This is a genomic window from Polaromonas sp., from assembly GCF_029945925.1.
GTDB lineage: Bacteria > Pseudomonadota > Gammaproteobacteria > Burkholderiales > Burkholderiaceae_C > Polaromonas.
The window spans coordinates 73,132-99,561 of sequence record NZ_JAQSDN010000067.1; the positions used below are offsets into that span (position 1 = coordinate 73,132).

General features: G+C 66.4%; 22 protein-coding genes and 1 pseudogene. 4 read left to right on the forward strand and 19 right to left on the reverse strand.

The genetic code is table 11. The features are described 5' to 3' along the window. Nucleotides 1-137 precede the first annotated feature (137 nt). The 11 genes and pseudogenes from katG to PSV40_RS22155 all read right to left on the reverse strand — a co-directional run bounded on the left by katG (nt 138) and on the right by PSV40_RS22155 (nt 12,638). Nucleotides 138-2,312 carry a catalase/peroxidase HPI gene (gene katG / locus PSV40_RS22105; RefSeq protein ID WP_300541986.1) on the reverse strand — a complete coding sequence of 725 codons (2,175 nt, stop codon included), beginning with the start codon at nt 2,310-2,312 and terminating at the stop codon, nt 138-140. A gap of 332 nt (nt 2,313-2,644) precedes the next feature. After that, on the reverse strand, nt 2,645-3,295 hold the full coding sequence (locus PSV40_RS22110; protein ID WP_300541988.1) for a SagB/ThcOx family dehydrogenase: 651 nt from the start codon (nt 3,293-3,295) through the stop codon (nt 2,645-2,647). A 37-nt stretch (nt 3,296-3,332) separates the two neighbouring features. After that, nucleotides 3,333-4,825 (reverse strand): annotated as a pseudogene (locus PSV40_RS22115) (DASS family sodium-coupled anion symporter). A gap of 97 nt (nt 4,826-4,922) precedes the next feature. Next, nucleotides 4,923-5,516: an NAD(P)H-dependent oxidoreductase gene (locus tag PSV40_RS22120; protein ID WP_300541990.1), complete on the reverse strand. Its 594-nt coding sequence runs from the start codon at nt 5,514-5,516 to the stop codon at nt 4,923-4,925. Beyond that, nucleotides 5,513-6,415, reverse strand: a complete 903-nt coding sequence (locus PSV40_RS22125) for a ribose-phosphate pyrophosphokinase (protein WP_300541992.1) — start codon at nt 6,413-6,415, stop codon at nt 5,513-5,515. Before PSV40_RS22125 ends, PSV40_RS22120 begins: the two co-directional genes overlap by 4 nt. After that, nucleotides 6,415-7,947 carry a thymidine phosphorylase family protein gene (locus tag PSV40_RS22130; protein WP_300541994.1) on the reverse strand — a complete coding sequence of 511 codons (1,533 nt, stop codon included), beginning with the start codon at nt 7,945-7,947 and terminating at the stop codon, nt 6,415-6,417. Before PSV40_RS22130 ends, PSV40_RS22125 begins: the two co-directional genes overlap by 1 nt. Nucleotides 7,948-8,029: 82 nt before the next feature. Next, complete coding sequence (locus PSV40_RS22135) at nt 8,030-8,644, reverse strand: ligase (protein WP_300541996.1); 615 nt, start codon at nt 8,642-8,644, stop codon at nt 8,030-8,032. 3 nt (nt 8,645-8,647) lie between these two features. Next, nucleotides 8,648-8,908, reverse strand: a complete 261-nt coding sequence (locus PSV40_RS22140) for a lipoyl domain-containing protein (protein WP_300541997.1) — start codon at nt 8,906-8,908, stop codon at nt 8,648-8,650. Then, the gene (locus PSV40_RS22145) at nt 8,905-9,939 is read right to left on the reverse strand and encodes an alpha-ketoacid dehydrogenase subunit beta (RefSeq protein ID WP_300541999.1); all 1,035 of its coding nucleotides are present in this window, start codon (nt 9,937-9,939) and stop codon (nt 8,905-8,907) included. Before PSV40_RS22145 ends, PSV40_RS22140 begins: the two co-directional genes overlap by 4 nt. A gap of 20 nt (nt 9,940-9,959) precedes the next feature. Further along, on the reverse strand, nt 9,960-10,967 hold the full coding sequence (locus tag PSV40_RS22150) for a thiamine pyrophosphate-dependent dehydrogenase E1 component subunit alpha (RefSeq protein WP_300542001.1): 1,008 nt from the start codon (nt 10,965-10,967) through the stop codon (nt 9,960-9,962). Nucleotides 10,968-11,168: 201 nt separating this feature from the next. Continuing rightward, nucleotides 11,169-12,638 (reverse strand): bifunctional aminoglycoside phosphotransferase/ATP-binding protein, encoded by a 1,470-nt coding sequence (locus tag PSV40_RS22155; RefSeq protein ID WP_300542003.1) that lies wholly within the window; start codon nt 12,636-12,638, stop codon nt 11,169-11,171. A gap of 173 nt (nt 12,639-12,811) precedes the next feature. Here PSV40_RS22155 and PSV40_RS22160 point away from each other — a divergent pair, with 173 nt between their 5' ends. Further along, nucleotides 12,812-13,339 (forward strand): flavodoxin, encoded by a 528-nt coding sequence (locus tag PSV40_RS22160; RefSeq protein ID WP_300542005.1) that lies wholly within the window; start codon nt 12,812-12,814, stop codon nt 13,337-13,339. Nucleotides 13,340-13,461: 122 nt separating this feature from the next. Here the strand turns inward: PSV40_RS22160 and PSV40_RS22165 are convergent, their stop codons facing one another. The 6 genes from PSV40_RS22165 to PSV40_RS22190 all read right to left on the reverse strand — a co-directional run bounded on the left by PSV40_RS22165 (nt 13,462) and on the right by PSV40_RS22190 (nt 20,216). Beyond that, nucleotides 13,462-14,664 (reverse strand): HlyD family efflux transporter periplasmic adaptor subunit, encoded by a 1,203-nt coding sequence (locus PSV40_RS22165; RefSeq protein WP_300542007.1) that lies wholly within the window; start codon nt 14,662-14,664, stop codon nt 13,462-13,464. A gap of 20 nt (nt 14,665-14,684) precedes the next feature. Further along, on the reverse strand, nt 14,685-17,066 hold the full coding sequence (locus PSV40_RS22170) for an ABC transporter permease (RefSeq protein ID WP_300542008.1): 2,382 nt from the start codon (nt 17,064-17,066) through the stop codon (nt 14,685-14,687). 4 nt (nt 17,067-17,070) lie between these two features. Next, nucleotides 17,071-17,796, reverse strand: a complete 726-nt coding sequence (locus PSV40_RS22175; protein WP_300542010.1) for an ABC transporter ATP-binding protein — start codon at nt 17,794-17,796, stop codon at nt 17,071-17,073. Nucleotides 17,797-17,807: 11 nt separating this feature from the next. Next, on the reverse strand, nt 17,808-18,236 hold the full coding sequence (locus PSV40_RS22180) for an Hsp20/alpha crystallin family protein (protein ID WP_300542012.1): 429 nt from the start codon (nt 18,234-18,236) through the stop codon (nt 17,808-17,810). 54 nt (nt 18,237-18,290) lie between these two features. Continuing rightward, nucleotides 18,291-18,944, reverse strand: a complete 654-nt coding sequence (locus PSV40_RS22185; RefSeq protein ID WP_300542014.1) for a BON domain-containing protein — start codon at nt 18,942-18,944, stop codon at nt 18,291-18,293. 282 nt (nt 18,945-19,226) lie between these two features. Next, nucleotides 19,227-20,216, reverse strand: a complete 990-nt coding sequence (locus PSV40_RS22190) for a zinc-dependent alcohol dehydrogenase family protein (protein WP_366915061.1) — start codon at nt 20,214-20,216, stop codon at nt 19,227-19,229. 153 nt (nt 20,217-20,369) lie between these two features. On the opposite strand from PSV40_RS22190, the gene PSV40_RS22195 reads away from it, so the two are divergent. Continuing rightward, nucleotides 20,370-22,121, forward strand: a complete 1,752-nt coding sequence (locus PSV40_RS22195) for an alpha/beta fold hydrolase (protein WP_300542018.1) — start codon at nt 20,370-20,372, stop codon at nt 22,119-22,121. A 51-nt stretch (nt 22,122-22,172) separates the two neighbouring features. Here the strand turns inward: PSV40_RS22195 and PSV40_RS22200 are convergent, their stop codons facing one another. Further along, nucleotides 22,173-22,658: a phasin family protein gene (locus PSV40_RS22200; RefSeq protein WP_300542020.1), complete on the reverse strand. Its 486-nt coding sequence runs from the start codon at nt 22,656-22,658 to the stop codon at nt 22,173-22,175. Between the two features lie 32 nt (nt 22,659-22,690). Continuing rightward, complete coding sequence (locus PSV40_RS22205; protein ID WP_300542022.1) at nt 22,691-23,077, reverse strand: TraR/DksA C4-type zinc finger protein; 387 nt, start codon at nt 23,075-23,077, stop codon at nt 22,691-22,693. 136 nt (nt 23,078-23,213) lie between these two features. Between PSV40_RS22205 and PSV40_RS22210 the strand changes: the two genes are divergently transcribed. Both PSV40_RS22210 and PSV40_RS22215 read left to right on the forward strand, forming a co-directional pair. Continuing rightward, complete coding sequence (locus PSV40_RS22210) at nt 23,214-25,889, forward strand: bifunctional acetate--CoA ligase family protein/GNAT family N-acetyltransferase (RefSeq protein ID WP_300542023.1); 2,676 nt, start codon at nt 23,214-23,216, stop codon at nt 25,887-25,889. A 26-nt stretch (nt 25,890-25,915) separates the two neighbouring features. Continuing rightward, the gene (locus PSV40_RS22215; protein ID WP_300542025.1) at nt 25,916-26,380 is read left to right on the forward strand and encodes a universal stress protein; all 465 of its coding nucleotides are present in this window, start codon (nt 25,916-25,918) and stop codon (nt 26,378-26,380) included. Nucleotides 26,381-26,430: the final 50 nt, after the last annotated feature.

Here is a 26,430-nt window from a genome sequence, read left to right on the forward strand (position 1 = left end):
TCATGGCCCATGGCCTTGGCAAAGGTTGGCACGGTGCGGTGACCCGCCTGCGCTGGGATCCGGGCGCCGTTACGATCCATGGCACCGGATGGACCCCACGCCGCCAGTCTGAGCGGCGTGGGGCTGTCGACCGGACCTCAGGCCAGATCGAAGCGGTCAGCGTTCATGACCTTGGTCCATGCGGCGACAAAGTCCTTCACGAACTTTTCCTGGTTGTCGTCCTGCGCGTAGACCTCGGCATAGGCGCGCAGGATCGAGTTGGACCCGAACACCAGATCCACCCGGCTGGCTGTCCACTTGACTTGACCCGTCCTGCGGTCGCAGATGCCGTACAGGTTCTGGCCGGTGGGCTTCCACGTGTAGGCCATGTCGGTCAGGTTCACGAAGAAATCGTTCGTCAAAGCACCTGCGCGATCGGTCAGCACACCGTGCCGGGTACCACCGTGGTTGGTATCCAAAACGCGCAGGCCGCCCACCAGCGCCGTCATCTCATGGGCGGTCAAACCCATCAGCTGCGTGCGGTCGAGCAACAACTCTTCGGCACTGACCGCGTAGTCCTTCTTGAGCCAGTTTCGGTAGCCGTCATGGATCGGCTCCAGCGCCTCGAACGACTCGACGTCCGTGGCATCCTGGGTCGCATCACCACGGCCCGCAGCGAACGCTACCGTGATGTCGAAACCAGCTGCTTTGGCCGCCTGCTCCACGCCGAGGTTACCGGCCAGCACAATCACATCAGCCACACTGGCGCCGCTCTCAGCCGCAATGCCTTCAAGCACACCAAGCACCCTGGCCAGACGCGCAGGCTCATTGCCCTCCCAGTCTTTTTGCGGGGCCAGCCGGATACGGGCGCCATTGGCGCCACCGCGCATGTCCGAACCCCGGTAGGTGCGGGCGCTGTCCCAGGCGGTGGTGACCATGTCGCTGACGCTCAGGCCGCTGGCTGCGATTTTTGCCTTCACCGCCGCCACGTCGTAGTCGGTGCTGCCCGCCGGGACCGGGTCCTGCCAGATCAGGTTTTCCTCGGGCACCTCGGGGCCGATGTAGCGCGACTTCGGGCCCAGGTCGCGGTGGGTCAGCTTGAACCAGGCGCGCGCAAAGACTTTCGAGAAGTAGTCGGGGTCCTTGTAGAAGCGTTCGGCAATGATGCGGTAGGCCGGGTCCATTTTCATGGCCATGTCGGCATCGGTCATCATGGGCATGCAACGGATAGAGGGGTCTTCCACGTCCACCGGCATGTCTTCTGGCCGGATGTTCACCGGCTTGTACTGCCAGGCGCCCGCCGGGCTCCTGGTGAGTTCCCAGTCATAACCGAGCAGCAGCTGGAAGTAGCCGTTGTCCCATTGGGTCGGGTGGGTCGTCCAGGCGCCTTCGATGCCGCTCGACATGGTGTCGCGGCCAATGCTGCGGGTGGTTTTGTTCATCCAGCCCAGGCCTTGTTCGTCCACATCTGCCCCCTCCGGAACGGGGCCCAGCAGCCTGGCATCGCCATTGCCATGGGATTTGCCAACCGTGTGACCCCCGGCGGTCAGGGCCACGGTTTCTTCGTCGTTCATCGCCATGCGCAGGAAAGTCACGCGAACGTCTTGTGCGGTCTTGAGCGGGTCGGGCTTGCCGTCCACGCCTTCCGGGTTGACGTAGATCAAGCCCATCATCACGGCGGCCAGGGGGTTTTCCAGATCGCGCTCGCCGGAGTAGCGGCTGTTTTCGCTGCCGCTGGGGGCCAGCCATTCTTTTTCGGAGCCCCAGTAGACGTCCTCTTCCGGATGCCAGATGTCGGCCCGGCCGAACGCAAATCCGTAGGTCTTCAGGCCCATCGATTCATAGGCCACGTTGCCGGCGAGGACGATCAGGTCGGCCCAGCTGAGCTTGTTGCCGTATTTTTTCTTGATGGGCCAGAGCAGCCGGCGCGCCTTGTCCAGGTTCACGTTGTCGGGCCAGGAGTTCAGTGGCGCGAAGCGCTGGTTGCCCGTGCCGGCGCCGCCGCGGCCGTCGGCAATGCGGTAAGAGCCGGCCGAGTGCCAGGCCATGCGAATCATCAGGCCGCCATAGTGTCCCCAGTCAGCTGGCCACCAGTCCTTGCTGTCGGTCATGAAGGCGGTCAGATCCTTCTTGAGCGCTGCGACGTCGAGCTTTTTAACTTCTTCCCGGTAGTTGAAGTCCTCGCCCATGGGATTGGTCTTGGTGTCGTGCTGATGAAGAATGTCCAGGTTCAGCGCCTTCGGCCACCACGCCATGTTCGAGTTGCCGGTGGCCGTATTGCCGCCGTGCATCACTGGGCATTTGCCAGCCGTATTCTGATTCTTCAGGTCCATATAAATTTCCGTTCAGGGCATCATCAATTGAAGTTCGCCAAAGTGAGACGATCGGGCTGTGAAGAGCCTGTCGTGCCGTACTGTTTGAAAAAAATCCAGACACTGCGGGCCACTTTTTTGATTGAAAAGTCAGTGTACTTACCTGGAGTGGTTATCAATGTCATTTTTAACAATCACCCCGATAGTCCAGAGCTGGGAAGCCCATACGGCGAGCGGCAGATGTCAATGCGTGCCAAGGTTCCAACTCGGACTGGTGAAGGAACGCAGGGGTCGGCTGGAGCAGCATCCCCCCGGCCATCGCAGGGCGGCGCTCAACCAGTCACGCTACGCAGTCAGGGAGCGGCAGCCGGATACCCGACCGTCTGCGACAGCAGGACTTGCTGGTCATGGCTCAGGCCCAGCGCGTCGGCGATGGCGGCGCGGTCTATCCAGGCGCGTATCACCGTGGCCAGGCCGCTGCTGGCCGCAAACAGATAGACGTTCTGCGTGATGGCGCCAGCGGCGACATGGGCGTAGGCCTCGCGCTGTGCGGCCGGCACCAGCGACATGCGCGGATGGTTGGCGACATAGACCAGGTCCATGGGCGCCTCATCCACAAAGTCTTGGTAGCCGGTGACACGCCGCAGGTCGGCGCCGGCGACCAGCTGCAGTTGATGCCCGGTAGCGTCGTAGCGATAGGCACCCTCGGGCAAGGCCACATAAATGTCGATCTCTTGTGCGTTGAGAGCCGACGGCGCGGTGCGTCCGCCATCGGCGCGGTTGACGCCGCAGGCGGCCCAGAGCAGGCCGGACAGCAGGTCCAGCGGCAGCGGGTCCGGCTTGTAGTCGCGGTGCGACTGGCGCTGGGCCAGGGCTTGCATCAGCGGCAGCCCAGCTTGCCGGTCGGGCGGCGGCAGGCTGATCAGGGTGGTGGCGTTGCCCAGGGCCGGTTGGGGCCGCAGTTTGCCCATCATGCCGAGGGCGAGCTTGGTCAAGGTGGTCATGGTGTTTCTCCTTGTTTCCGGTTTAGCCTAGGCGGGACTAAACCGCCTTGGTCATGTAGCCCATCCACGGCCAGTAGGTCAGCGCGAACACGACCAGCAGCACCATGGCGGCCAGCGTGATCACCAGGCCGGTGCGCACGAAGTCGCGCGCATCGAAGGTGTCCGTGCCGTAGGCGATCATGTTTTGCGGCGCGTTGACCGGCAGGATGAAGCCGAAACTCACCACGAATTGCAGCAGCATGGTCATGCCGATCACGTTGAGGCCCGGCGTCTGGACGGCCGTCAGCACGCTGATGATGATGGGGATCATGGTCGAAGCCAGCGCCGTGGCGCTGGCAAAGCCGAGGTGGATCAGGAACAGCGACAGCAGCATCAGGATGGCAAAGGCGCTGGCCTGCTGCAGCCCGAGGTGCTGGCGATCAGGTTGGCCAGCCAGCCGGCCGCGTTGGTTTTCAGCAGGGCGGTGCCCACGCTGATGCCGACGGCAAACAGGATCACCGTGCCCCAGGGGAAACCGCGCTGCGACTCCTTCCAGTCCATCACCCCCAGGCGCGGCACCAGCATCAGCGCGATGGCCGCGATGGTGGTCGACGAGGTATCGAAGTTGTGCAGCACTTTTTCGGTGGCCCAGAAGCCCAGCAGCACCAGCACGATGGCCAGCAGCTTCCACTGCCGCAGCGTCATCGGCCCGATCGCTTCGAGCTGCTGCCGGATGGTGGCCTGGCCGCCCGCGATTTCCTTCATCTCCGGTTTCATCATGCGGGTCATGATGAAATAGACGGCCACGCTCAGCACGGCCGAAAACGGCGCACCGGCAATGAACCACTCGGTCCAGCTGATGCTGGTGCCGAACTGCTTCTCGATGAAGCCGATGGCCACCATGTTTTGCGCCGCCGCTGTCTTGATGCCGATGTTCCAGACGCTGGCGGTTTGCGCCGCGGTGATCACCAGCAGGCCGGCAAAGCGGCTGCGCCTGTCGACCTTGAAGGCCAGGATGAAACCCATCATGATGGGCACCAGACAGGCGACGCGCGCCGTGGTGCTGGGCACGATGAAGGAGAGCAGGAAACCCGTCACCATGGCACCGATCACGATGTGGTTGGTGCCCGCGTCCACCCTGGACAGAACCTTGAGCGCAATGCGTCTGTCCAGCCCGGTGGCGGACATCGCCGCGGCAATGAAGCAGGCCGCTGCCACCAGCGCCACGGCACTGTTGGAAAACCCGGACAGGGCCAGGCCGAGCGCCGCACCGGTGCCCATGTCGGGGCCGGCGGGTTTGGCCGCATCGGGTGCATAGGCCAGCAGAAAGATCATGAGTGCGCCTATGACCACCGAACTCACGGCATAGTCCAGCGCCTCGGTCATCCAGACGATCACGGCAAAGGCGAGGATCGCCAGCATCACCTGCCCGGCGGCAGGCAGCCCCTGTAGTGCCGGCATCCAGACGATGGCCAGCAGGGCCGCCAGCGCGGCCAGCAGGCCGACCCGCTTGACGATGTCGCTGCCGGGATTGCCGGGCGCGAGAGTGATGGGCTGCGCAAGGGGGGGGCGCCATGGGTGCAGGGTTCATGGGGGTCTTTCCTGAGTGGATGGAGCGGAGGGAGTGGGCGGGTTGGCCATTCACGCCTTATTGGGCGCGTTGTCCGAGCCGCCGCAGTTTGGCCAGCCAGCGGCTGCCGTCGTTCGCCTTGAAATCACCGACCATGCCAATCAGTGTGGTGTGGACCGGGGCGATGCCGACGAACCCGAGGATGTTGCGCTCCAGCGACTTGACGCAGTGGGCGCGGAAATACCAGCGGTACACAAGGGCTGGCATGCCCATGGTGACCACCACACGGGCTGATCGCCCGGTCAGCCCTTTTTTCGTGAAGGTCGGACGGCCCGCTTCGTGTGCAAAAGCAAAGCCGGGCCGTGCCACTTGCTCGAGGAATCCCTTGAGCAGGGCCGGCATGCCGCCCAGCCAGAGCGGAAAGAAGAACACGATGTGTTCGGCCCAGCGGATGTCGGCCTGCGCCTGCTGCAAGCCGGCGGGCAGTGCGCCTTCCTCCCAGGACTGCTGGCTGCACAACAGCGGAAAGTCCAGTTCGGCGACCTGGATGAAACGCACGGTGTGCCCGGCTTCTTCCGCGCCCGCGGCGTAGGCGGCCGCCAGCGCGTGGCACAGGTGGGCCACGGTGGTGTCGGGATGGCCCTGGATCAGGACAATACGTTTCGCCGTCATTTTTTTGCGCCCTTGCTGTCTGCGCTGAGTTGGCGCACGGCACGGGCCAGCAGCGGGGCCATGCGTATCGCGTTGGAAGGGTGCGTGATGGTGTCGCAGGTCAGCACGCGCGTGACGCCTGCGTCGAGCAGCTGTCGTTGAGCCTCGGCATCGAAGAGCGCATGCACGCCTATGCACAGCGGCGCGCCCAGGCCGGCTTTTTTCAGGAGCCGCGTGACGGCCAGCATGGTTTGCCCCGTGGAAATGATGTCGTCGAGCAGCACCGGCGTCCGCCCCGGCCAGCGTTCGCGGCTGGCCAGTCGGACCCCCACATCGCGATCACCGCGCCGTGTCTTGGCCAGCACGGTCCAGGGTGCGCCGGACAGGCCGGCCACTTCGGCGACCCATTGTTCGCTTTCCTGGTCGGGTCCGATCAGCCAGGGCGCGTCCACGTGGCTGCGCAGCCAGCGCGCAATCAGCGGCGCGGCCGGGACCACCAGCGTGCGGATGCTGTAAACCTCGCCCAAGCTGTGGATGCGGTGCAGATGCGGATCCACGGTGACCAGAAAGTCCAGCGAAGCGGACAGCAGCCGGGCATAGCTGCGTGAGGTCACCGCTTCGCCAGGCTTGAAACGTTTGTCCTGCCGCATATAGGCCAGGTAGGGCGCGACCAGCCCGACCTGCCGGGCGCCCAGCTCACGCGCTGCGTCGGCGGCAAAAATCAGCGGCAGGGTCTTGCCATCGGGCTGGTCCAGACTGCCGGCCAGCACCACGCAGCGGCCTTTGACCGGCGCGTTGATACGCACTCCGGTTTCGCCGTCGGGAAACAGGTGCAGTTGCAAGCTGGCGCAGTCGCAGCGCAGGCGGCTGGCGAGGCCGGCCGCGAGCTGCTCACCACCGGGGAGAGCCAGCACCAGCATCAGGCCTCTTCCATCACATGCACCGCTTCGGCCGGGGTGGTGGCGTATTCCAGGGCATAGGCGAGTTCACCCGGCGTTGCCGCATGCAGCGTGAACAGCGGCTGGCCGCGCTCGACCACCGTGCCGAGTTGCACATTCATGTCGATGCCCGCACACGCCGCCGAAGGGGCGCCGGCGAGTTTGGCGATGCGTGCCAAGCGCCGGTTGTCGATGGCGATCACGGTGCCGCCATGCCGGGCCCGTACCGGTTGCTGGTGGGTGGCCACCGGCGGCTCGCGCAAGCCGCCCTGCGCCTCGCAGATCTCCTGGAATTTCTGCCAGGCTCGGCCGTCCTCCAGCACCGCGGTGGCCTGGGCCAGGCCGGCCCCGGCGGGTGCCGCGCCGCCGAACTCGAGAATCTGCCCGGCCAGCTGTAGCGAGCGCAGCGCCAGGTCGGCCGGAGCCCGCGTTTCGCGGCGCAACACGGCCAGCACGTCGCGCGCCTCCAGCGCGGGGCCGATGCCGCGGCCCACGGGTGCCACGCCGTCGGTCTGCACCACACGCACCTGCATGCCCAGCGCCTGGCCGACCTGTTCAAGCTGCTGCCCCAGCAGGTTGGCCGCATGCGCGCTGCGGACCTTGGCCGTCAGCCCGACCGGCATGTCGATCAGCACATGGGTGGCGCCGGCCGCGGCTTTCTTGGACAGCACCGAGGCGACGAGTTGCCCCTGGCTGTCCAGGTCCAGCGGGCGCTCCACGCGGATCAGGATGTCGTCCGCGGGGCTGAGCCGCACCGCGCCGCCCCAGACAATGCAGCCGCCGGTGCGCTCGACCACGCGCCGGATCTGTGCCACGTCCAGGTCCACCGGCGCCAGCGTCTCCATGGTGTCGGCGGTTCCTGCCGGCGAGGTGATGGCGCGCGACGAGGTCTTGGGCATGCGCAGCCCGCAGGCCGCAATGATGGGCACGATGATCATGGTGGTGCGGTTGCCGGGCAGCCCGCCCACGCAGTGTTTGTCCATGACCAGGCCCTCGCCCCAGTGCATGCGCTCGCCCACGTTGACCATGGCGCGGGTCAGCGCGATGGTCTCGTCCATGTCCAGATGGTCGCCGGCGCAGGCGGTGACGAAGGCAGCGAGCTGCAGGTCCGAATAACGCCCGGCCGCCACGTCCTCAATCACCGCGTCGATGGCGGCCTGGCCGAGGCGGCGGCCGTAGACCTTGGCGCGTACATGGCTCAGCGATTCGAGCGGTGCGGGATGGTGCAGCGAAATTTCTTCTCCCGGCCGCGCATGAAGCAGGCGCCAGGCCGCTTCGGACAGGCCGGCCTCGTCGGCCGTGAGGAAGTCTCCGGTCACCACATTGAGCGTGGCGATGATGGTACGGCCATTGAGCCGCAACTCCACTCGCGACCGGGCCTCGAAACCTTCCGAGTGACAGATGGGGCAGTCGCGGTGCAGGTAGAGCACCGGTTCCTGATAGGTGTCGATGCCCAGCCTGCGCAGGCGCAGCCGGTTGACAGTGGGAGGGACAGGGGGCGGCGTTGCTTGCATGGGAATCCTTCGCGCCACTGTAGGCAAGGCGGGTATCGCTGGCCTTGATAAAACGCAAGTCCGGCTTGACGGCCGCAGCCGCTCAACCGGCCGGGACATTTGTCTCGGCATTTCCCAGCGCCTGCTCAAGCCGGTCCCGCAGGGCGTTCGCCCAAGCCCCGGCGTCCACGCCATGCCCCAGGCAGGCCGCTGCATCGACCGTGACCGATGTCAGCATGTCGGCTTCTTCGTGCGGGCGGCGCAGGGCAGCGCACAGCAAGTGCCAAGGCGGCGTCGACACCAATGTGCCGGCGGCCAGCAAGACGGCGCGCTGCCGCCAGGTCTGGGTGATACCGACCATCTTCCGGTCGCCAATCATCACTTCCCCCGGCCCTTGCCCTGCAAAACAGGCCCAGTGTCCAACGGTGTGTCCGTCGCAGAGGCGGGTGCCCGTGATGCCCAGCGCCTGCAGCCACTGCTGGTGCACCTTGCCGAACCAGCGTGCCGTGGCAAGAGGGCCCCGATCCACCAGCACATGGCCCGTCGGCAACCGGACGGCGGCACGCAGTAGCCACGGTCCTGTCAGCACGGCGCCGCCGCCGCCCGAGCGGCGGCGCCGTGGCAGAACAGGATCGGTGGGCAGGTCGCGCTGGGCGCGGCCGAGCACGATGGCCGGAATGCCGCCCGCGCACACCCACACCTTTGCCGATCGTCCCACCGCTCAGGAGGGTTTCAGCACGGCCAGCGGCAGGCCACGGCCAAAGGTCTCGCCGGCCGGCACGAGAATACGCTCGACAAGGCCGGCGGCAGGCGCCGCGATGTCCATGCTGCTCTTCACCAGAATCACACGTGCCAGCGGCTGTCCGGCCTGGACCTGCGCGCCCTCGGGCACCAGCCAGCGGTCCACCAGCGCCTGCACTTGCGCATCCACACCTTCCCAGGCCTCGTCCCCGAGCGTGATGTTCATGGGCGCGGCACTCATGCGGAGGCCTTCACCCGCGCGCCGACCAGACTGCGGCAGGCTTCCACCAGCCCTTCGACGGACGGGATCACGGCCTGCTCGAGCGGCCGGCTGTAGGGAATCGGCACGCCGGGTACGCCCAGGCGCCGGATGGGCGCCTTCAACACCACCTCGTCCAGACGTTCAGCGATCAGCGCCGCGATCTCGCCGGACAGGCCGAAGTTCAGGTAATCCTCGTCGGCCACCAGCAGGCGGCCGGTTTTGGCCACCGAGCGGACGACGGTATCGACGTCCAGCGGCACCAGTGTGCGCAGGTCGATCACCTCGACGTCCACCCCCTGGGTGTGCAGTGTCTGCGCCGCAAGAAGCGCTTTTTGCACCATCTGGCTGATCGTCACGATGGTCAGGTCCTTGCCCTCGCGCACCACCGCGGCCTGGCCGAAGGGCAGGGTGTAGGCCCCGGCCGGCACCGCGTTGGTTGCGCCCTCGTAATACTGCATCCACGGCAAGCCCATCAGGCCCTTGTGCAAGAAGACCATCACGGGGCTGTCATCGCGGATGGCCTGGGTCATCAGGCCCTTGGCGTCGTAAGCGTTGGAGGGCACGACCACCTTCAGTCCGGGGACATGGGCGAATACCGAGTACAGGCACTGCGAATGCTGGGCCGCGTCGCCGTAACCCCCACCTATGGCGGTCATCAACACCACCGGCAACTTGAGCGAACCGCCGGACATGTAGATGTTCTTGGCCAGGTGGTTGTAGATCTGGTCCATGCAGACACCGAAAAAATCGACGAACATCAGTTCGGCAATCGGGCGCATGCCTTCAGCGGCCGCACCCGTGGCTGCCCCTATGAAGGCGGTTTCGGAAATCGGGGTGTCCATGATGCGCTCCGGCCCGAAGCGATCCAGCAGGCCGCCGGTGGCGCTGAAGATGCCGCCGTAGCGGCCGATGTCTTCGCCCATCACGAACACCTTCTGATCACGTTCCATTTCCTGGCCTATGGCCTCGGCCACCGCCTGGGCCATGGTGAGTGTGCGTTCTGCAGTCATCTTGCATCTCCTTGGGTCGGTCAGGCAAACAGGTGTTCGGTCGCCTCCGCGGCCGGCGGGTAGGCACTTTCGCGCGCGAAGGTGAAGGCCGTTGCCACGCGGGTCTCGGCGCGTGCGGCAATGGCGGCGGCCTGCGCATCATCTAGCAGGCCGCGCCGGCGCAGTTCGCTGCCCAACGCAGGGATGGGGTCGCTTTTGCGCAGCTCGTCGACTTCCCCCTTGGGTCGGTAGACCTCGGCGTCGCCCTGGAAATGGCCCATGTAGCGGTCGGTCTTGACCTCGATCAGTGTGGGTCCGCCGCCCTCGCGTGCACGCCGCACCGCCACCGCGGCCGCATCGTGCACCGCGATGGCGTCGTTGCGGTCGACGGCGATGCCCTCCATGCCATAGGCGGCTGCGCGGGTGGCGTTGGACACCACCGAGGTGGCCTGCGCCTTGGGCACAGAGATCGCGTAGCGGTTGTCCTCGCAGACGAAGACCACCGGCAATTTCCACAGGGATGCGAGATTAAGTGATTCATGGAAGGCGCCCTGATTGGCCGCGCCTTCGCCAAAAAAGGCAACGGCCACGGCTTTTGTGCCAAGCTTCTTCGCTGCCAACCCCGCGCCGCAAGCCGGTGGCATGCTGGCGCCGACGATGCCGCTGCAACTGAAGCGGCGCGCCGGATCGAACAGGTGCATGTGGCCGCCCTTGCCGCGGCCCAGTCCGGTGACCTTGCCGAAAATCTCGGCTGTCATGCGGTCCAGCGGAACACCTTTGGCGATGGCGAAGTGATGCGGGCGGTGCGTGCCGACCACCGTGTCTGCATCTGTGAGATGGGCACACACGCCGACGGCGACGGGTTCCTGTCCTGCCGCCAGGTGCATCTCGCCGGGCACCGGTCCCGACGCAATGTCAAAGGCCAGGCCCTTCTGGATCTGTGGCGGCAGCTTGCCCTCCAGGTACACCTGCGCCATCGTTTCCTCATAGCGACGGATGAGCAGCATGGTCTCGTACATCCAGAGCAATCGTTCGGTAGTTGCTTCCATTGTGTTTGTCTCCTCGGTGGGTTGAAACGCCGGATTCACTCTAGTAGCCGACGGCAGGTGCGCCTTGATGAATCGCAAGGAAACGCCTGCGTTCCAGCACCTATGCACAGTTCGCAAATCGCGCTTAAGCCAAAAGTAATAGAAACGGGCGTCCGCAGGGTGCCGGAATTGCGGAAGCGTCCGGCGCTCATCAGTAGAGGATCACGCGGGTTCGTCCGATGCCATGGGCCGCACAAAAGAAAGCTCGTTCCCCGACAGGGGTTCCACGACTTCGCGCACGTGTTCAAGCACGGTAACGTTGGCTTCCGACGCATCTCCGCGGCGGGCCAGCAGGCGTTCACGCAGCACGGGCAGCGGCGCTTCGCAGTGCACGATGAAAAATGGCACACCCAGGTCTTGTGCCAGTGCGTGTGCCTGATCCCGTTCGATGCGGCGCGGGAAAGCGGCGTCGAGGATCACCGGGTAAGCTGCCTGCAATGCCGTGCGCGCCAGGCCGAACAGCTGCGCATAAGTGCGCGCGGTGGCATCGGCGCCGTACAGGTCCAGCCCCCGGGCATGCGAATCCTCCAGCATGCCCAGGCCGTACAGGCGCTTGCGTTCCACGTCAGAGCGCAGCCGGATGGCCCCTTCCTGTTCGAGAAGGCGCTGCGAGACCCAGGTTTTTCCCGACCCCGGCAGGCCGTGCATGATGGCCAGCCAGGCTTGGCCTGGCCGCGTCCAGGCCAACGCGGTCGCCAGGTAGCGGCGGGCCGCGTCGCTCCCGGCGCTGCGCAGGTGCTCTACCTGGGCGCGGACCAGCGCCCGGTAAACCACGGAAAAACGCAGTGCAGGCAGGCCGGCATGGTCGCCGGTGCGGTCCAGCCAGGCATTGAGGAAGCGAAAGCACAAGTCCTGCCGCTGGCGGGCAGCGAGGTCCATCACCACGAAGGCCGCATCGTCGAGAATGTCGATCCAGCGCAGCGCCGGGTCGAACTCAATGCCATCGAAGGCTGCGACATGGTCTTCAAGACGCACCACGTTGGCCAGATGCAGGTCGCCGTGGCATTCGCGCACATGCCCGTCCGCCTGGCGGGAGCTCCACAAGGGCGTCAGTGCGTCGGCCTCCGCCGTCAGCCAGGTTTGCAGCGCCGACAGCGCGGCTTCGTCGGCCAGCGGCCGCGCGCCTTCGAGCGCAGCCAGCGCGATGCGGCGGCGCTGGTCGGCGCTGGAAAACCCATCCGTGGCAGCCGCGCGCGGCGCGCCTTCGTGAAAGTCGGCCAGTAGCGCTGCCAGCTGATCCACATCCTTGTTCTCCAGGGTGCCGGCGGCGATTCTTTCGCTGAACAGCGCCCCCGGGGGAAAGCGGCGCATGCGCACCGCGTATTCCAGCACCGGCCCGGCACCGTCGATGTCGGGCGAGGCGGGCGTGCCGGTGATGTCTGTGACGTCCAGGTACAGCCCGGGCGCCAGCCGCCGGTTGAGCCGGACCTCTTCCTCGCAGAAATGGCGCCGGGCTTGCAGGCTGCTGTAGTCCACGAAGGGCAGGTGCACGGGTTTCTTGATCTTGTACGCGGTGTCCGCGGCCAGCAGCACCCACGAAATGTGGGTCTCGACCAGTTCCGCAGGCAAGGCGCCGGCCAGCGTGGTGACCAAGGCGCGGGCGGAGTTCAGGGCAGCATCAAGAGTTGGCATCGTGCGCTCAGGTTAAGCCGTCCCCGTGGCGCCGGGCTTGATGTCCGTCAAGCAGTTCCGGGTCGCCGAGGCCGGGCATTCGCTCCGGCCCCATCTCGCAGCGACTTGATGCACCTCAATGTCCATGCCCGGCTGCTGCCTATAGTTTCCCGTCCACCCCAGAGGAGAGACCGATGGACAAAATCCTTGTCGTCTTTTATTCCTACACCGGCACCTCACGTCGCCTGGTGCAGTTGTTGTGCAGTCAGCTCGACTGGCCCTCGGGCGAAATCGTGGAGGAGCGAGCCCGTTCCGGCGCGTCCGGTACGCTGCGCTGCGTGGCCGACTCCCTGCTGCGACGCCAGCCGCGCATCCGTTACCAGGGGCCGGATCCCGGAGGTTTCGGGACGGTGGTGCTGGTCTCTCCGATCTGGGCTTATCGCCTGGCCTCGCCGATGCGCAGCTTCGTGGCCGACCGGCGCGATGACTTGCAGCAGATCGCGGTGGTGTCGGTGATGGGCGGCAGCGGCGCACCGAATGCAGTGGCCGAAATCGGGCACCTCTTGGGGCGTGCGCCCTTGCTGGCGACCGCATTCACCACGCGTGAGGTCGACGACGGCAGTTATGCCGGCCGTCTTGAGGCCTTCGGCCATGCCTTGCAGGCGGCCAGCCGGCAGGCCAGCCCGGTGCGTCCCGCCAGTTGGTCGCCACTGGCCGGTTGACGCCTGGCGTCACGCGTCACCTTCGCTGCCACGCTGGCCGCCGGAGTTGCCGCGCTGGCGCACAACATGGCGTGGACCCCGTGCACGCGGGCATGATGCGTGGCATCACGGGCATCACGGTGTCAGGGCGTGCGGACGTGGACCTTGCTGCCGTCGCGGATGGTGGCAGGCGGGTAAACAATCACGTTCTGCCCCACCGTCAGGCCGCTGGGCAGCCAGGCCTCGTTGTTGTTGCGGGCGCCTACCTCGACCGGCTGCAGCCGGGCATAACGACCGTCCAGCCGGTAGACCGCCATGCCCTTGCCGTGAGGGAACAGCGCCCCGAGGGGCGCGAGCACGGCCTGTTCGACACTGGCCGTGACAATCCGCACCGACACCCGGAAACCGTCGCCCATGCTGCGCCAGGCTTCGGGCGGGCTGCTGATGTCGATCAGCACGTTGACGCGCTGCTCTTCAATACCCAGCGCTGAAACCTTGGTGAAGGCGGCCGGTTCCACACGGCGCACCACGCCCTCGACGGGCGGCCCGCCCCAGCGTTCGATCACCACGCGGCGCCCGGCCGTGGCCTGCACCGCGTCGGTGGTCAGCAGTTCGCTGATCACTTCCATCCGCTGGGGGTCGCCAATGTCCAGCAGGGCGGCACCGGCGGCAAGGGTGGCCTCGCTCGGCTGCGGCACGCGCAGCACCACCCCGCTGACCGGCGAACGCACGCTCAGCGGCCGGGCGCTCCGGTCACCGCCAACGGCCGGTTGCAGCACCGCCGCGGCCTGGGCCTTTTCCTGCACCGCCATTTCACGCTCCGCGTCCGCCACCTCCAGTTCACGGCGGGCGCCTGCCTGGGCCAAGCGGACCGCATCGAGCCGCGAGGCCGACAGGAATCCTTCACCGGCCAGTTTCTCGGTACGCTCCTTTTCCAGTTGAGCCTCCTGCAGGGAAATTCTGGCACGTGCCACGCGGGCCGAGGCGCGCTCCACCCCGGCTGCGGCCGCTTTCAGCCGCGCCGTCGCTTCGCGCGCACTGCGTTCATCGACCATCGACGACATGACAGGCGTCAGCACGGCCACGACGTCGCCGGCGGCCACGCTGTCACCCTCGCGCAGCACCATGCGTGCCACGCGTGCGGCCACCGGCGCCGAGACGGTGTAGCGGTCCTTCAGCCGGGTGCGACCATCTTCCTCGATGGACTGCTCGAAATGGCCTTGTTTGACCGCCGCGGTTTCAACTTCGACGGGGCGTGGCGAAAAGGCCCAGGCCAGCGCCGCAAGCACGGCGACGCCTGCCGCAATCCAGAGCCAGGTCGTTTTTTTGAGTTTCAGCACATTCATTCCCCTGTGTTCCCTGTTCCTTATTCCCTTGTCTTGAGCGCAGCCACCATGTCGAGCCGGTCGATCCGTCGCCGTACCACCAGGGCGCTGGCCACGCCGGCGGCGACCACGCAGATGGCTGCCCAGGCATAGGTCCGCGGCTGGATCACCACTGGAAACTGGAACTGGTCGGACTTGAGCAGTTCCGCGACCAGATGCACCAGGCCCCAGCCCATCAACATGCCCAGCGGCAACGCAATGGCGATGCTGATGGCCAGTTCGCCAAGCAGCAAGACCGAAACTTCGGCGCGGGTGAAGCCCAGCACCCGCAGGCTGGCCAGCTCCCAGGTTCGCTCCGACAGCGCGATACGTGCATTGTTGTAGACCACACCCACGGCAATCACGCTGGCAAACACGGTGAGAACCAGGCTCATGAGGCGGACATTGCGAGCGCTGACCTCCTGCATGTTGCGCAGCAGGTTGGCTTTGCTGAAGGTGCCCGCCACGCGCGGCAGGCCCTGGCTGGCGGCCAGGAAGGCGGCTTCGCTGCCGCGCTGCAGTGCCACCGCGTACTGCGAGGCCACGTCGCCTTCGCGCATCAGCCGGTTCAGCGCGCGGCGCTCCATGTAGGCGTTCAGTCCCATCATTTCCTGTGCGGTGGCTGCCAATGTCAGCTGCAGCGTCTCACGGCGTCCTTCGAGCACCTCGGCGCGCACCGTGTCACCCACACGCAGACCCAGTTTGCTGGCCAGGCGGTCTGTCATCACCAGTCCGCCATCGGGCAGGGGCACTTCCCGGCCGCGGATGTCGACGATGCGCCGCAGCGCGGGGTTTTCCGCATACCCCTGGATGAGGCCCCGCTCGCTGACCGGGCCGTTGACGAAACGCACCGGAACGTCGCGGGTCGCCTCCACCGCGATGACCCCGGGCATGCGTGCCACCTCATGGCGGGCCTCGTTGCCAATGGGGTCGCTCATCCACAGGATCACGTCGCTGCGCATGGCCAGGGTGAACTGGGTGTCCACAATATGGTCGATCGCGTCGCGTATGAAATTGCCCATCACCACGATGGCCACGGCTGCTGCCACGCCGGCAATGGACAGTCCGGTGCGTAGCGGGCGGCGCTCCATGTTGCGCAGGATCATCTGCAGGGCCGGCTTGACACCCTTGACACCCAGGCGCTCCAGCAGCGTGCGCCGGAAGTGCCCTGGTGCGGGCGGGCGCATGGCCTCGGCCGGGGCCAGGCGCACGGTGGCGCCGATGGCACTGAGTGTGCCCAGCACGGCGGTCGCCAGCGTCAGGCCCGCACCCACCACCAGCAACCACGGTGCAAGATGGTGCTCAAACGTCGGAAAGTAGAAGAAGTCGGCATACAACCGCGTGAAGGCGGCGCCCAGCCAGTCGCCGAGCCAGATGCCCAGCAAGAGCCCCAGGATGACGATCACCAGCACCAGCTTGAGGTAGTGCGTACCTATGCTGCGGTTGGCGTAGCCCAGCGCCTTCAGGGCGGCGATCTGTTCTCGCTGGGTGGACACCAGCCGTGACACCACCACATGCAGAAGAAAGGCTGCCACGCCGAGAAAGATGGAAGGCAGCACCGTACCCAGCACCTGCTGCTCCTTGATTTCGGCGTCGAGCATGGCGTGCGAGATCTGGTCCTCGCGGCCATAGGCTTCTCCCGCGCCGTAACGTGCCAGCAACCGGCTCATGCGGGCAATCACGTCGCGCTGCGATGCCCCCGGCGCAAGCTTGATACTCACGCGGTTGAAGGCGCCCTGCATGTCGTAGGCCGCGGCCAGGGTGTCGCGGTCCATCCAGAACACCCCGAAGCCGCGCTGGTCGGGGCTGCCGCCCAGCCCGGCAAAAATGTACTCCGGCGACAGCGCGATGCCGGCGATCAGGAGGGTGCGTTGTTTTCCGTTGATCAGGGCAGTGAAGATGTCGCCCGGCTTGACGCCCCGCGATGTCGCGAAACCGGCCGAGACCAGCACCTCGATGCGGCCGTCGCTGCGTGCGCCGGAGGCGAGGCCCGCGTTGTCGAGCGCCCGGCCGCGCGAGACGCTCACTTGGTTCATGCGCGGCAGCTGTTTGCGGTCCACGCCGACCAGCTGGCCGAGGATGGGGTCACTCACCCCTGGAGCCGCTATGCGGACCACCTGCTCGATGGTGGTCTGCACATCGGCCACGCCGGGCACTTCCCGCAGCGTCTCGACCAGGGCGTTCGGCGCGCGTTTGACCGTGGCGAACACATCGGCAAAATGTGCTTCCGCATAAAAACGCTCGCGCGCCAGGCCCAGCGAGTCCACCGCGCTCAGGCTGGTGATGAAGCCGCCTATGCCGCTGGCCACCACCAGCGCGATGGTCAGGCCCTGGCTCCAGAGCAGCCGCAGGTCCCTCAACAACTTGCGATCGAGTGCTTTCACGGCTTCACCATGACAACTCAGCGGGGGTGAGCCGCCGCGACGGAACTTCAATGCTGGCGATGCGCCCGTCCGCCAGGCGGATGACGCGGTCGGCCATGCCGGCGATGGCGGCGTTGTGCGTGATGACGATGGCCGTGGTGCCTAGTTCCTGGTTGATGCGGGCGATGACTTCGAGCACCAGCTTGCCGGTGGCATAGTCCAGCGCGCCGGTCGGCTCGTCGCACAGCAACAGCTGCGGGCGCTTGACGATGGCCCGCGCAATGGCCACGCGCTGCTGCTCGCCGCCGGACAGCTGGGAAGGGAAGTGATCCTGCCGCGGCGTCAGCGCCACCAGTGCCAGCGCCTCGTCCACCGGCATGGGGTCGCTGGCGATGTCGGTGACCAGTGCCACGTTCTCGCGCACGGTCAGGCTGGGAATGAGGTTGTAGAACTGGAACACGAAGCCGACGTGTTCGCGCCGGTAACGCGTCAACTCCTCATCGGGCGCATCGGTCAGGCGGTGGTCCAGGAAATCCACCTCGCCGGTGCTCGGCCGGTCCAGTCCGCCCAGGATGTTCAGCAGCGTGGACTTGCCGCTGCCCGAGGCGCCCAGCAGCACCAGAAATTCGCCCGCCCACACCTCGAGATCCACGTCGCGCAAGGCATGCACGGCGGTTTCACCGCTGCCATAGGTCTTGGACAGCGACCGGATGCGCAGCACCGGGGCGTCCGGCTGCTGCGCCGTGGTCATGCGTGCAGGGGCTATTGAACCGCTATTTTTTTGCTCGCTGCCGAAGCCTTCTTCGGCAGCTCCAGCGTCAACACGCCGTCGGCGTACCTGGCCTGGACCTTGCCGTCGTCCACATCCTGGGCCAGGCTGAAGGTGCGCGAGATATTGCCCCAGTAGCGCTCGCTGCGCAGGACCTTGTCACCATTGCCCCTGGTCTCTTTTTCGCGCTTGACCTCGGCGTCGATCTGCACCACATTGCCGTCGATGCGCACGTTGATGTCTTCCTTCTTCACACCGGGGATGTCGGCCTTGACCTGGTAGGCATCATCCTTCTCCGAGACATCGATGCGCATTTTCAGCGCCGGCGTCTCCGTCTCGAAAACTGCGGGGGAGAAGAAGCGGCGCATGGCCGACTCGAAGGAGTCGGTGAAGGCCGGATCCAGGACACGAAGATTGCTCATGATGGACTCTCCTTGAATGATTGTAAAAACGATGAGAGGAATGTGCCTTCCATGTCAGGCACCGACTTCGAGTTTGTCCACAACGCGCGAAACACCGCGCGCCGAGAACGCAGCCCCGACGGCTGCTTCGCGCTCCGCCAGCGAATGCACCTTGCCCCAGAGGGTGACGACGCTGCCTTCAACCTCCACGGTGATGTGTTTGGCCTCCCGTGCGGCCTGTCGCGTCAGGGCCGCGGTGATCTGGACGCCGACGTCCTTGCTGCTTGCGCGCGACTTGATGGTGATGCGGTTGGACAGGCCGCGCACGCCGGCCAGCGGCCGCACACACTGTTCGGCGCTTGCCAGCTGGTAGCTCCAGTCGACTTCGCCGGTGAGGGTGACCCGGCCGTTTTCGACCAGGACCTGGATCTTCTCGTCCGGCACCAGGGAGTTCAGCTGCAGGGCCGTGGCCGCCGCCTGCGCGATATCGGAGTCGCTTCGTTTGTGCTCGGCTGTCAGCCTGACGTCAAGTTCCACCGCGATGCCGCGCACGCCTGCCACGCGGTGCACAGCCTGTTCCACCGCATGCTTTTCGGCGTAGCTGTCGAGGTGGCCGGTCAGGGTCACCACACCTTCCCTGACCGCCACGCCGATGCCGGTGGCATTGACGGCGGGATCCCACGCGAGTTCGTCGGTGACGTCGGCCTTGATATGGGCATCCGTTTTCATGGAACTCTCCTGATTGCTGCTGGAATCTGAACGCGGCCGCATGGCGCAGCCAAGGCGCTCAATTTATTCTTCTTTGCGCGGCGTGCATTGACATTGCTCAAGTCGACGCGGAACCCGGCTCACGCGGGACACGGCTTGATCTGCCGGCGTTCTTCAGCATTGCGTTCGCGCGCAATGACCCCGCAACAGATCGCAGCCATGGCGCTTGTCGACGCCGCATTTTTTGCAACAGGATGCACCGGATTCGCGGATGCACCGCCATTGCCTTTCCGGCTGCCGGTCTCAGGGCAGCAGGACCGCCGCGCCTTGTACCGTCCCCTCGCGCAGGGCCTGCACCGCCGCGTTGGCGTCCCGCAGGGCAAAGGTCTGCACATGGGTCTGCAGGGACATCCCGGCCACGGTGCGGAAAAAGGCTTCGCCATCTTCGCGCGTGAGGTTGGCAACCGACCGGAGCACGCGCTCACCCCAGAGCAGGCCGTAGTCAAAAGCCGGAATGGTGCTCATGTGGATGCCGGCGCAAACCACGGTTCCGCCCTTGCGTGTGGCCGCCAGCGCAGTCGGCACCAGCGCACCGACCGGGGCAAAAATCAGCGCCGCGTCCAGCAGTGCAGGCGGTGTTTCTTCCGAACCGCCGGCCCAGGCGGCGCCCAGGCTGCGGGCGAACGCCTGCCCCACCGTGTCGCCCGACCGTGTGAAGGCATGGACCTGCTGGCCGCGCGCTACGGCGATCTGGCAGACGATGTGGGCTGCCGCGCCGAAACCATACAGGCCCAGCCGGCGCGGCAGGGCCTCGCCCGCCAGGCGCCAGGCGCGAAAGCCGATCAGGCCAGCGCAGAGGAGCGGGGCGGCGTGGGCGTCGTCGTAGCGGTCGGGCAAGGCAAAGCAGAAGCGCTCGTCGGCGGCGGCGTATTCGGCAAAGCCCCCGTCCCGGTCATAACCAGTGAACACCGGCTGGTCGCACAGGTTTTCTCGGGCCATGGTGCAGAACAGGCATTCACCGCAAGCCTGGCCCAGCCAGGGGATGCCGATGCGCTGGCCGACCGCAAAACGCCGCGCCAGGGGACCGCGGGCGATCACCTGCCCCACCACCTCATGCCCCGGCACCAGGTTCGCCCGCCGGACCGGCAACTCGCCGTCGATGATGTGCAGATCGGTGCGGCATACGCCGCAGGCCAGCACGCGCACCACCACCTCGCAGCCAACCGCCTGCGGCACAGGTTTCGACCCAGGCTGCAGTTTCGCGCCGGAGGGATTGACGGTCATCGCGAACATGGCATCGGGCGGCATGCAGGCATGGTACGCAGCTGGTGAGGCCGTGGGCCGCGATTGAGGGGTTTCGTTGACCTTGCGCAAATGCGGGGTGGCGCTGCTACGGGACGATCCTGTTTTTAACTGACTGGCGGCGTAGTGGCGTCGGACTTTTTCATGGCACTTTCTGATTCCCGCCCGCCCGGGCACACACCGGCTCCGATGGACCTTCCACTCAAGGCTGGGTTGGCCCGACTCACGCACGGCGTCTCACCGGCCTCGGTGGCCGGGGCGTATGCCGACTGGTTCACGCACCTGCTGGTGTCGCCGTCCCGGCAGGCCGAATTGGTTGCCGACGCGCTGCGCAAGGGTCTGCTGTGGGCGCAGTATGCGCCGCAGGCCTGGCGGGGGGACTGTGTGCGCTGCGTGGAGCCGGCCCCCCAGGACAAGCGCTTCTCGCCGCAGGAGTGGAACATGCTGCCGTTCAGCGCCATGGCCCAGGCCTTCCTGCTGCAGGACCAGTGGTGGACCGGGGCCATGACAGGCGTGCGCGGCGTCTCCCGGCACCATGAAGACGTGGCAGCATTCACCACACGCCAGTGGCTGGACATGTGGTCACCCTCGAACTTTCCCATCTCCAACCCCCAGGTGCTGAAAGAAACCCTGGCCACGGGCGGGGCCAATCTGGCCAATGGATTTGCCAACTGGTCGCGCGACGCCATGGCGGTGCTGACGGAGGGCAAACCACGCGGCGTGGAGGCTTTTCTCCCCGGCAAAGGGGTGGCGCTGACCCCGGGCAAGGTGGTCTTCCGCAACCGCCTGATCGAACTGATCCAGTACGAACCGGCCACGGCAAAGGTCGATGCCGAGCCGGTACTGATCGTACCCTCGTGGATCATGAAGTACTACATCCTCGATTTGACACCGCCCGATTCGCTGGTCCGCTATCTGGTGGATCAGGGCCATAGCGTCTTCATGGTTTCCTGGAAAAACCCGGACGGTCAGGACCGGGACCTGGGGCTCGACGATTACCTGGAACTCGGGGCCATGGCGGCGCTGAAGGCGGTGGGCGAACTCCGGCCCGGCGCCGGCATTCACGCGGCGGGTTATTGTCTGGGCGGCACCTTGCTGGCCATGGCGGCTGCGGCCCTGGGCGCCCGGCCGCGCACCCCTCTGAAAACCGTGTCCCTGCTGGCCGCGCAGGTTGATTTTCACGAGCCTGGCGAGTTGGGTCTGTTCATCGACGAGAGCCAGATTGCGTTTCTGGAAGACCTGATGGCGGGACGCGGCTATCTCGACGGTCGCCAGATGGCCGGCGCCTTTGCCCTGATCAATTCCAAGGACCTGGTGTGGTCCAAACTCGTGCATGAATACCTGATGGGCGCGCAGACACCGATGACGGCGTTGCGCGCCTGGAATGCCGACGCCACGCGCATGCCGGCGCGCATGCACAGCGAGTACCTGCGCCGGCTGTATCTGCACAACGACCTGGCAGAGGGGCGTTACATGGCCGGTAGCCGCGCCATCTCGCTGGCCGACATCAAGGTGCCGATGTTTGTGGTGGCCACCGAGCGCGACCATGTGTCGCCGTGGACTTCGGTCTACAAGATTCACCGCCTGACGCGTGCGCCTGTGAGTTTTGTGCTGACCTCGGGGGGGCACAACGTCGGCATCGTCAATCCGCCGTCCGGCGCCGCAGCCCATCCCCGGGCCAGTTACCACTTCGCCACCCATGCGCAAGGCAGGGCGCCCGCGGATCCGCAGGACTGGCTGCAAGGTGCACCGCCGGTTGCCGGCTCCTGGTGGCCGTGTTGGCACGCCTGGCTGCATGAACAATCAACGGGGCTGACCAAAGCAGTGCCGGTCGCTGGCCTGCGTTCTGCGGGCCGGCTGTCAGCCGCACCCGGCACTTACGTTCACCAAATGTAAGGCGCGGTTTTCGCACTCCTGCCCGCAGTAAGGGGCAGCGGGCGGCGTGCTTCAGGCGTGGATTTGTGGCGCCGTGGCGGCGGGCTTTCCCGCAAAAAAGCCATTGCTCGAAGTGATCGCCGCCTGAAAGCTTTCCATGGCCGATTTCAATGCACCGCCCTGTTCGCTGTCGAGCAGGTGGGTGGCGCTGGCCATCATCTCGACCTGTGACTGCAGTGCCGCGGCCGTGATCTGTTGCCAGTACTGGGTGGCACCCTGCAGGTCAAAACTCAGCAGATCCGACTGGATGGCCAGCAGGTCGGCCGGCTCGCAATTTCCATGCAGCTTTTGCGCCGCAGCCTGGTGACGCAGGGAAGCCTCGCGGGCCGCCTGATGCTGGATGGCCCGCATGGCTTCGCTGCCGCGCAACAGGGCGCAGGCCGCATCGGTGGCGACGGCCAGTTGCTGGCGGCCGAGGTCGGCCAGAAAGCGGGCGGGAGTGGTGCCCCTACCCGTGCTTTCGCGGGACGGAACGGGGAGGGGCGTTTTTGCACGCATGGGGTTCCTTTCAGGTGGGGACGGTTTCCGGTTCAGCGCCGCATCGCCATGGGACGCTCATGCTCATGAATGGCCTGGCAGGTGGTGCACAGGGCCGCGGCAGGCCGGGCCGCGAGACGCCGCAGATCGATCGCTTCGCCGCAGTCCAGGCAATGGCCGAAGCTCTGGTCGGCCAGGCGGCGACGCGCCGCCAGCACGTCCTCGAGTTCAAGCACCGCGTGTCCGGCCTTGGCCTCATCGACCGTGGCCAGGGCCTGTTCCATGGCGACATCCTTGAAATCCATCACACGGTGCTGCCCGGTGTCGCCCGCCTCGTGGGACTGCTCGGCGGTGGCGCGCAGGAGAGCACGCAGTTCGGCTTCGCGCTGCGCCAGAATCTGGCTGAAGCGCGGCATCAGGGTGCTGTCGTATGTTTCCATGGAGAACCTTGTGCTGGCGTGACCATTCTGTGGGCCACCCGGCACCCGGGTCTTTGATCTGGAGCAACTGAGGGTGCTGCCCGGGCGCTAATCTTCCAGCATGGGGTATGTTTGACCCCCTGTTCCAAGGATATTCATGAGCGTACGCAATCTCGAGACCCTGTTCCACCCCGCCTCTGTGGCCCTGATAGGTGCCTCTGACCGCGAGGGCAGTCTGGGGGCCGTGGTCCTGCGCAATCTCAGGGCGGACGGGTTTCAGGGGCTGGTCTGGCCGGTCAACCGCCGGCATGCCCAGGTTGGCGGCGGGCCGGCCTGGCCCGATGTCGAGTCGCTGCCACAGGCGCCTGACCTGGCCATCATCTGCACGCCGGCCGAGACGGTGCCCGACCTGATCACCGCCCTGGGCCGCAAGGGCACGCGTGCCGCCATCGTGCTGTCGGCCGGGCTCAAGCAGGCCTCGCGCGCGGGCGGGCCCACGCTGGAGCAGGCCATGCTGGATGCGGCGCGGCCCTGGCTGCTGCGCATCCTCGGGCCCAACTGCATCGGGGCGCTGGTGCCGGGGATAGGGCTCAATGCCAGTTTTGCACCCGGCAACGCCTTGCCCGGCAAGCTGGCCTTTGTGACGCAATCGGGCGCGCTGGCGACCGCCATGCTGGATTGGGCCAACAGCCGCGGCATCGGTTTTTCGCATTTCATCTCGCTGGGCGACAGCGCCGACGTGGACTTCGGCGACGTCATCGACTACCTGGCCAGCGATTCCGGAACACGGGCCATCCTGATGTACATGGAGTCGGTCAAGACCGCGCGCAAGTTCATGTCGGCGGCGCGCGCCGCCGCGCGCAACAAGCCGGTGATTGTTGTCAAGGCCGGGCGTGCGCCTGACGGTGCCCGGGCGGCAGCCTCGCACACCGGTGCGCTGGCCGGCTCCGATGTGGTGTTCGACGCCGCCGTCCGGCGCGCCGGCATGTTGCGCGTGGACACGCTGGAGGCGCTGTTCGATGCCGCCGAAACCCTGACCCATGTGAAGGGCTGGCAAGGCGAGCGGCTGGCGGTCCTGACCAACGGGGGTGGTGCCGGGGTGCTGGCCGCCGATGCACTGGCGCTGGGCGGCGGCCAGCTGGCGGTGCTGGGTGAAGGGACGCTGGAAGCGCTGAACCAGTGCCTGCCGCCCACCTGGTCGCACGGCAACCCGATCGACATCGTCGGTGATGCACCGGTCAGCCGTTATGCGGACAGCCTGCGGGTCCTGCTGGCAGCCCCCGAGGTCGACGGTGTGCTGTTCATCCATGCCCCCACGGCCATTGTTCCTGCCGACCAGATCGCAGCGGCCTGCCTGCCGTTGATCCAGGCGTCCGCAAAACCGGTGCTGACCTGCTGGCTGGGCGGTGCGGCGGTGGCGGCGGCGCGGCGGGCCACTGCCGGAGCCGGCATTGCCAGCTACAACACGCCGGAACGCGCGGCGGCGGCCTGGCTGCAACTGGCCACCTACGCGCGCAACCAGCAGGCCTTGCAGCAGCTTCCCGCGTCCGCGCTGGAGGACTTCACGCCGGACCGGCAACTGGCCCAGTCGCTGCTTGAGGAGGCGCTGCAGGAAGGCCGCGAGTGGCTCGGTGATGCGCAGGCCCAGGCGCTGCTGCGGGCCTACGGCATCCCCACGGTGGAAACCGTCAGGACCCGCGACGTCGAGGAGGCGATCACCGCAGCCAACCGCATCGGTTACCCCGTGGCCCTGAAGATCGTGTCGCCCCAGGTCATCCACAAGTCCGACGTCGGCGGTGTTGCGCTCAACCTGGTCTCCGCCGAAGAGCTCAGGCGCGCGGCCGGGAAGATGCGTCGGCAGGTGACCGGGCTGCTGCCGCAGGCGCAGATACTCGGCTTCACCGTGCAGGCGATGGCTGAGCGTCCCGGGGCGCACGAGTTGATTGTCGGCATTGCCTCGGACCCCGTGTTCGGCCCGGTGATGTTGCTTGGCGAGGGTGGCGTTGCCGTCGAACTGCACAAGAACCATGTGGTGGCGCTGCCGCCGCTGAACACCCGCCTGGCGCAGGACATGCTCGCCGGCAGCCGGTTGTCGCTCCTGCTGGCGGGCTACCGTGGGCGCCCGCCCGCCGATGAGGCCGCGCTGCTGGCCACGCTGCTGAAGGTCTCGCAGATGGCCTGCGACCTGGCCTGGCTGGCCGAACTCGACATCAACCCCCTGCTGGTTGATGAACACGGCGTGCTGGCGCTCGATGCGCGGGTCAGGTTGCGCCCGGTCCCGGCGGGCGAGCGCAGCCGGCTGGCCATCCGGCCCTACCCGCAAACCCTGGAAGAGCATGTGCAGGTCAAGGGCCAGGACGTGCTGCTGCGTCCGATTCGCCCCGAGGATGGCCAGCGCCTGATGGCCTTTTATGCCGGGGCGTCGCCCGCCGACATGCGCTTGCGCTTTTTCATGACGCGGCGCGAGGTACCGCATTCCGAGCTGGCACGCTACAGCCAGATCGACTATGACCGCGAGATGACTTTTGTGGCGATGGTGCCGCAGGCGGGCGGCGAACCGGTCATGGTGGGCGAAGCGCGGGCCGTCTGCGACCCTGACAACCTGCAGGCGGAATTCGCCATCCAGGTGGCCACGGACTGGCAGGGGCGCGGCCTGGGGCGCCAGCTGATGGACAAGCTGATTCGCTACCTGCGCGAGCGCGGCACGGCCGAGGTCGTGGGGCAGTGCCTGCCGGAGAACGTGGGCATGGCCGCCCTGGCGCGCCAGACCGGGTTCGAGGTGTCCACCGCAAGCGCGCAGGAAACCGTGGCGATGCGTTTGTCGCTGCGCTGAAAAATCTTTGACCGGGGAGAAAAAAATTGTCCGCTTACCATCAGATTCTTGTTCCCTTCGACGGCAGCCCGACTTCGGAAAAGGCGCTCGATGAAGCCATCCGCCTGGCCGGGCTGACTGGCGCGCGGCTGCGGCTGCTCCATGTGGTCGACGAGTTGAGCTACGTCAACGGCTTCGAGACGGCGATGAATTACACCAATGAAATTGTTCCGCTGATGCAGGTGGCTGGCGAGAAACTGCTGGCGCTCGGCCGGCAAAAGGCCGTGGACCAGGGCGTGGACACGGACAGCGTGCTGATTGTGGGCGGGCCAGGCCGCATCTGCGAACATGTGGCCGAGCAGGCCAGGAGCGCGAAGGCGGACCTGATTGTGGTCGGGTCGCACGGGCGGCGTGGCATAGGCCGTGTCCTGATGGGCAGCGACGCCGAGCAGATCGTGCGGACCGCGCCGGTTCCGGTGCTGGTGGTGCGCGGGACCGGGGATACGGCCTAGTACATCAACACGTAAGTTTCGAAACATAGTATCGCCCAAGCTTTGTATCT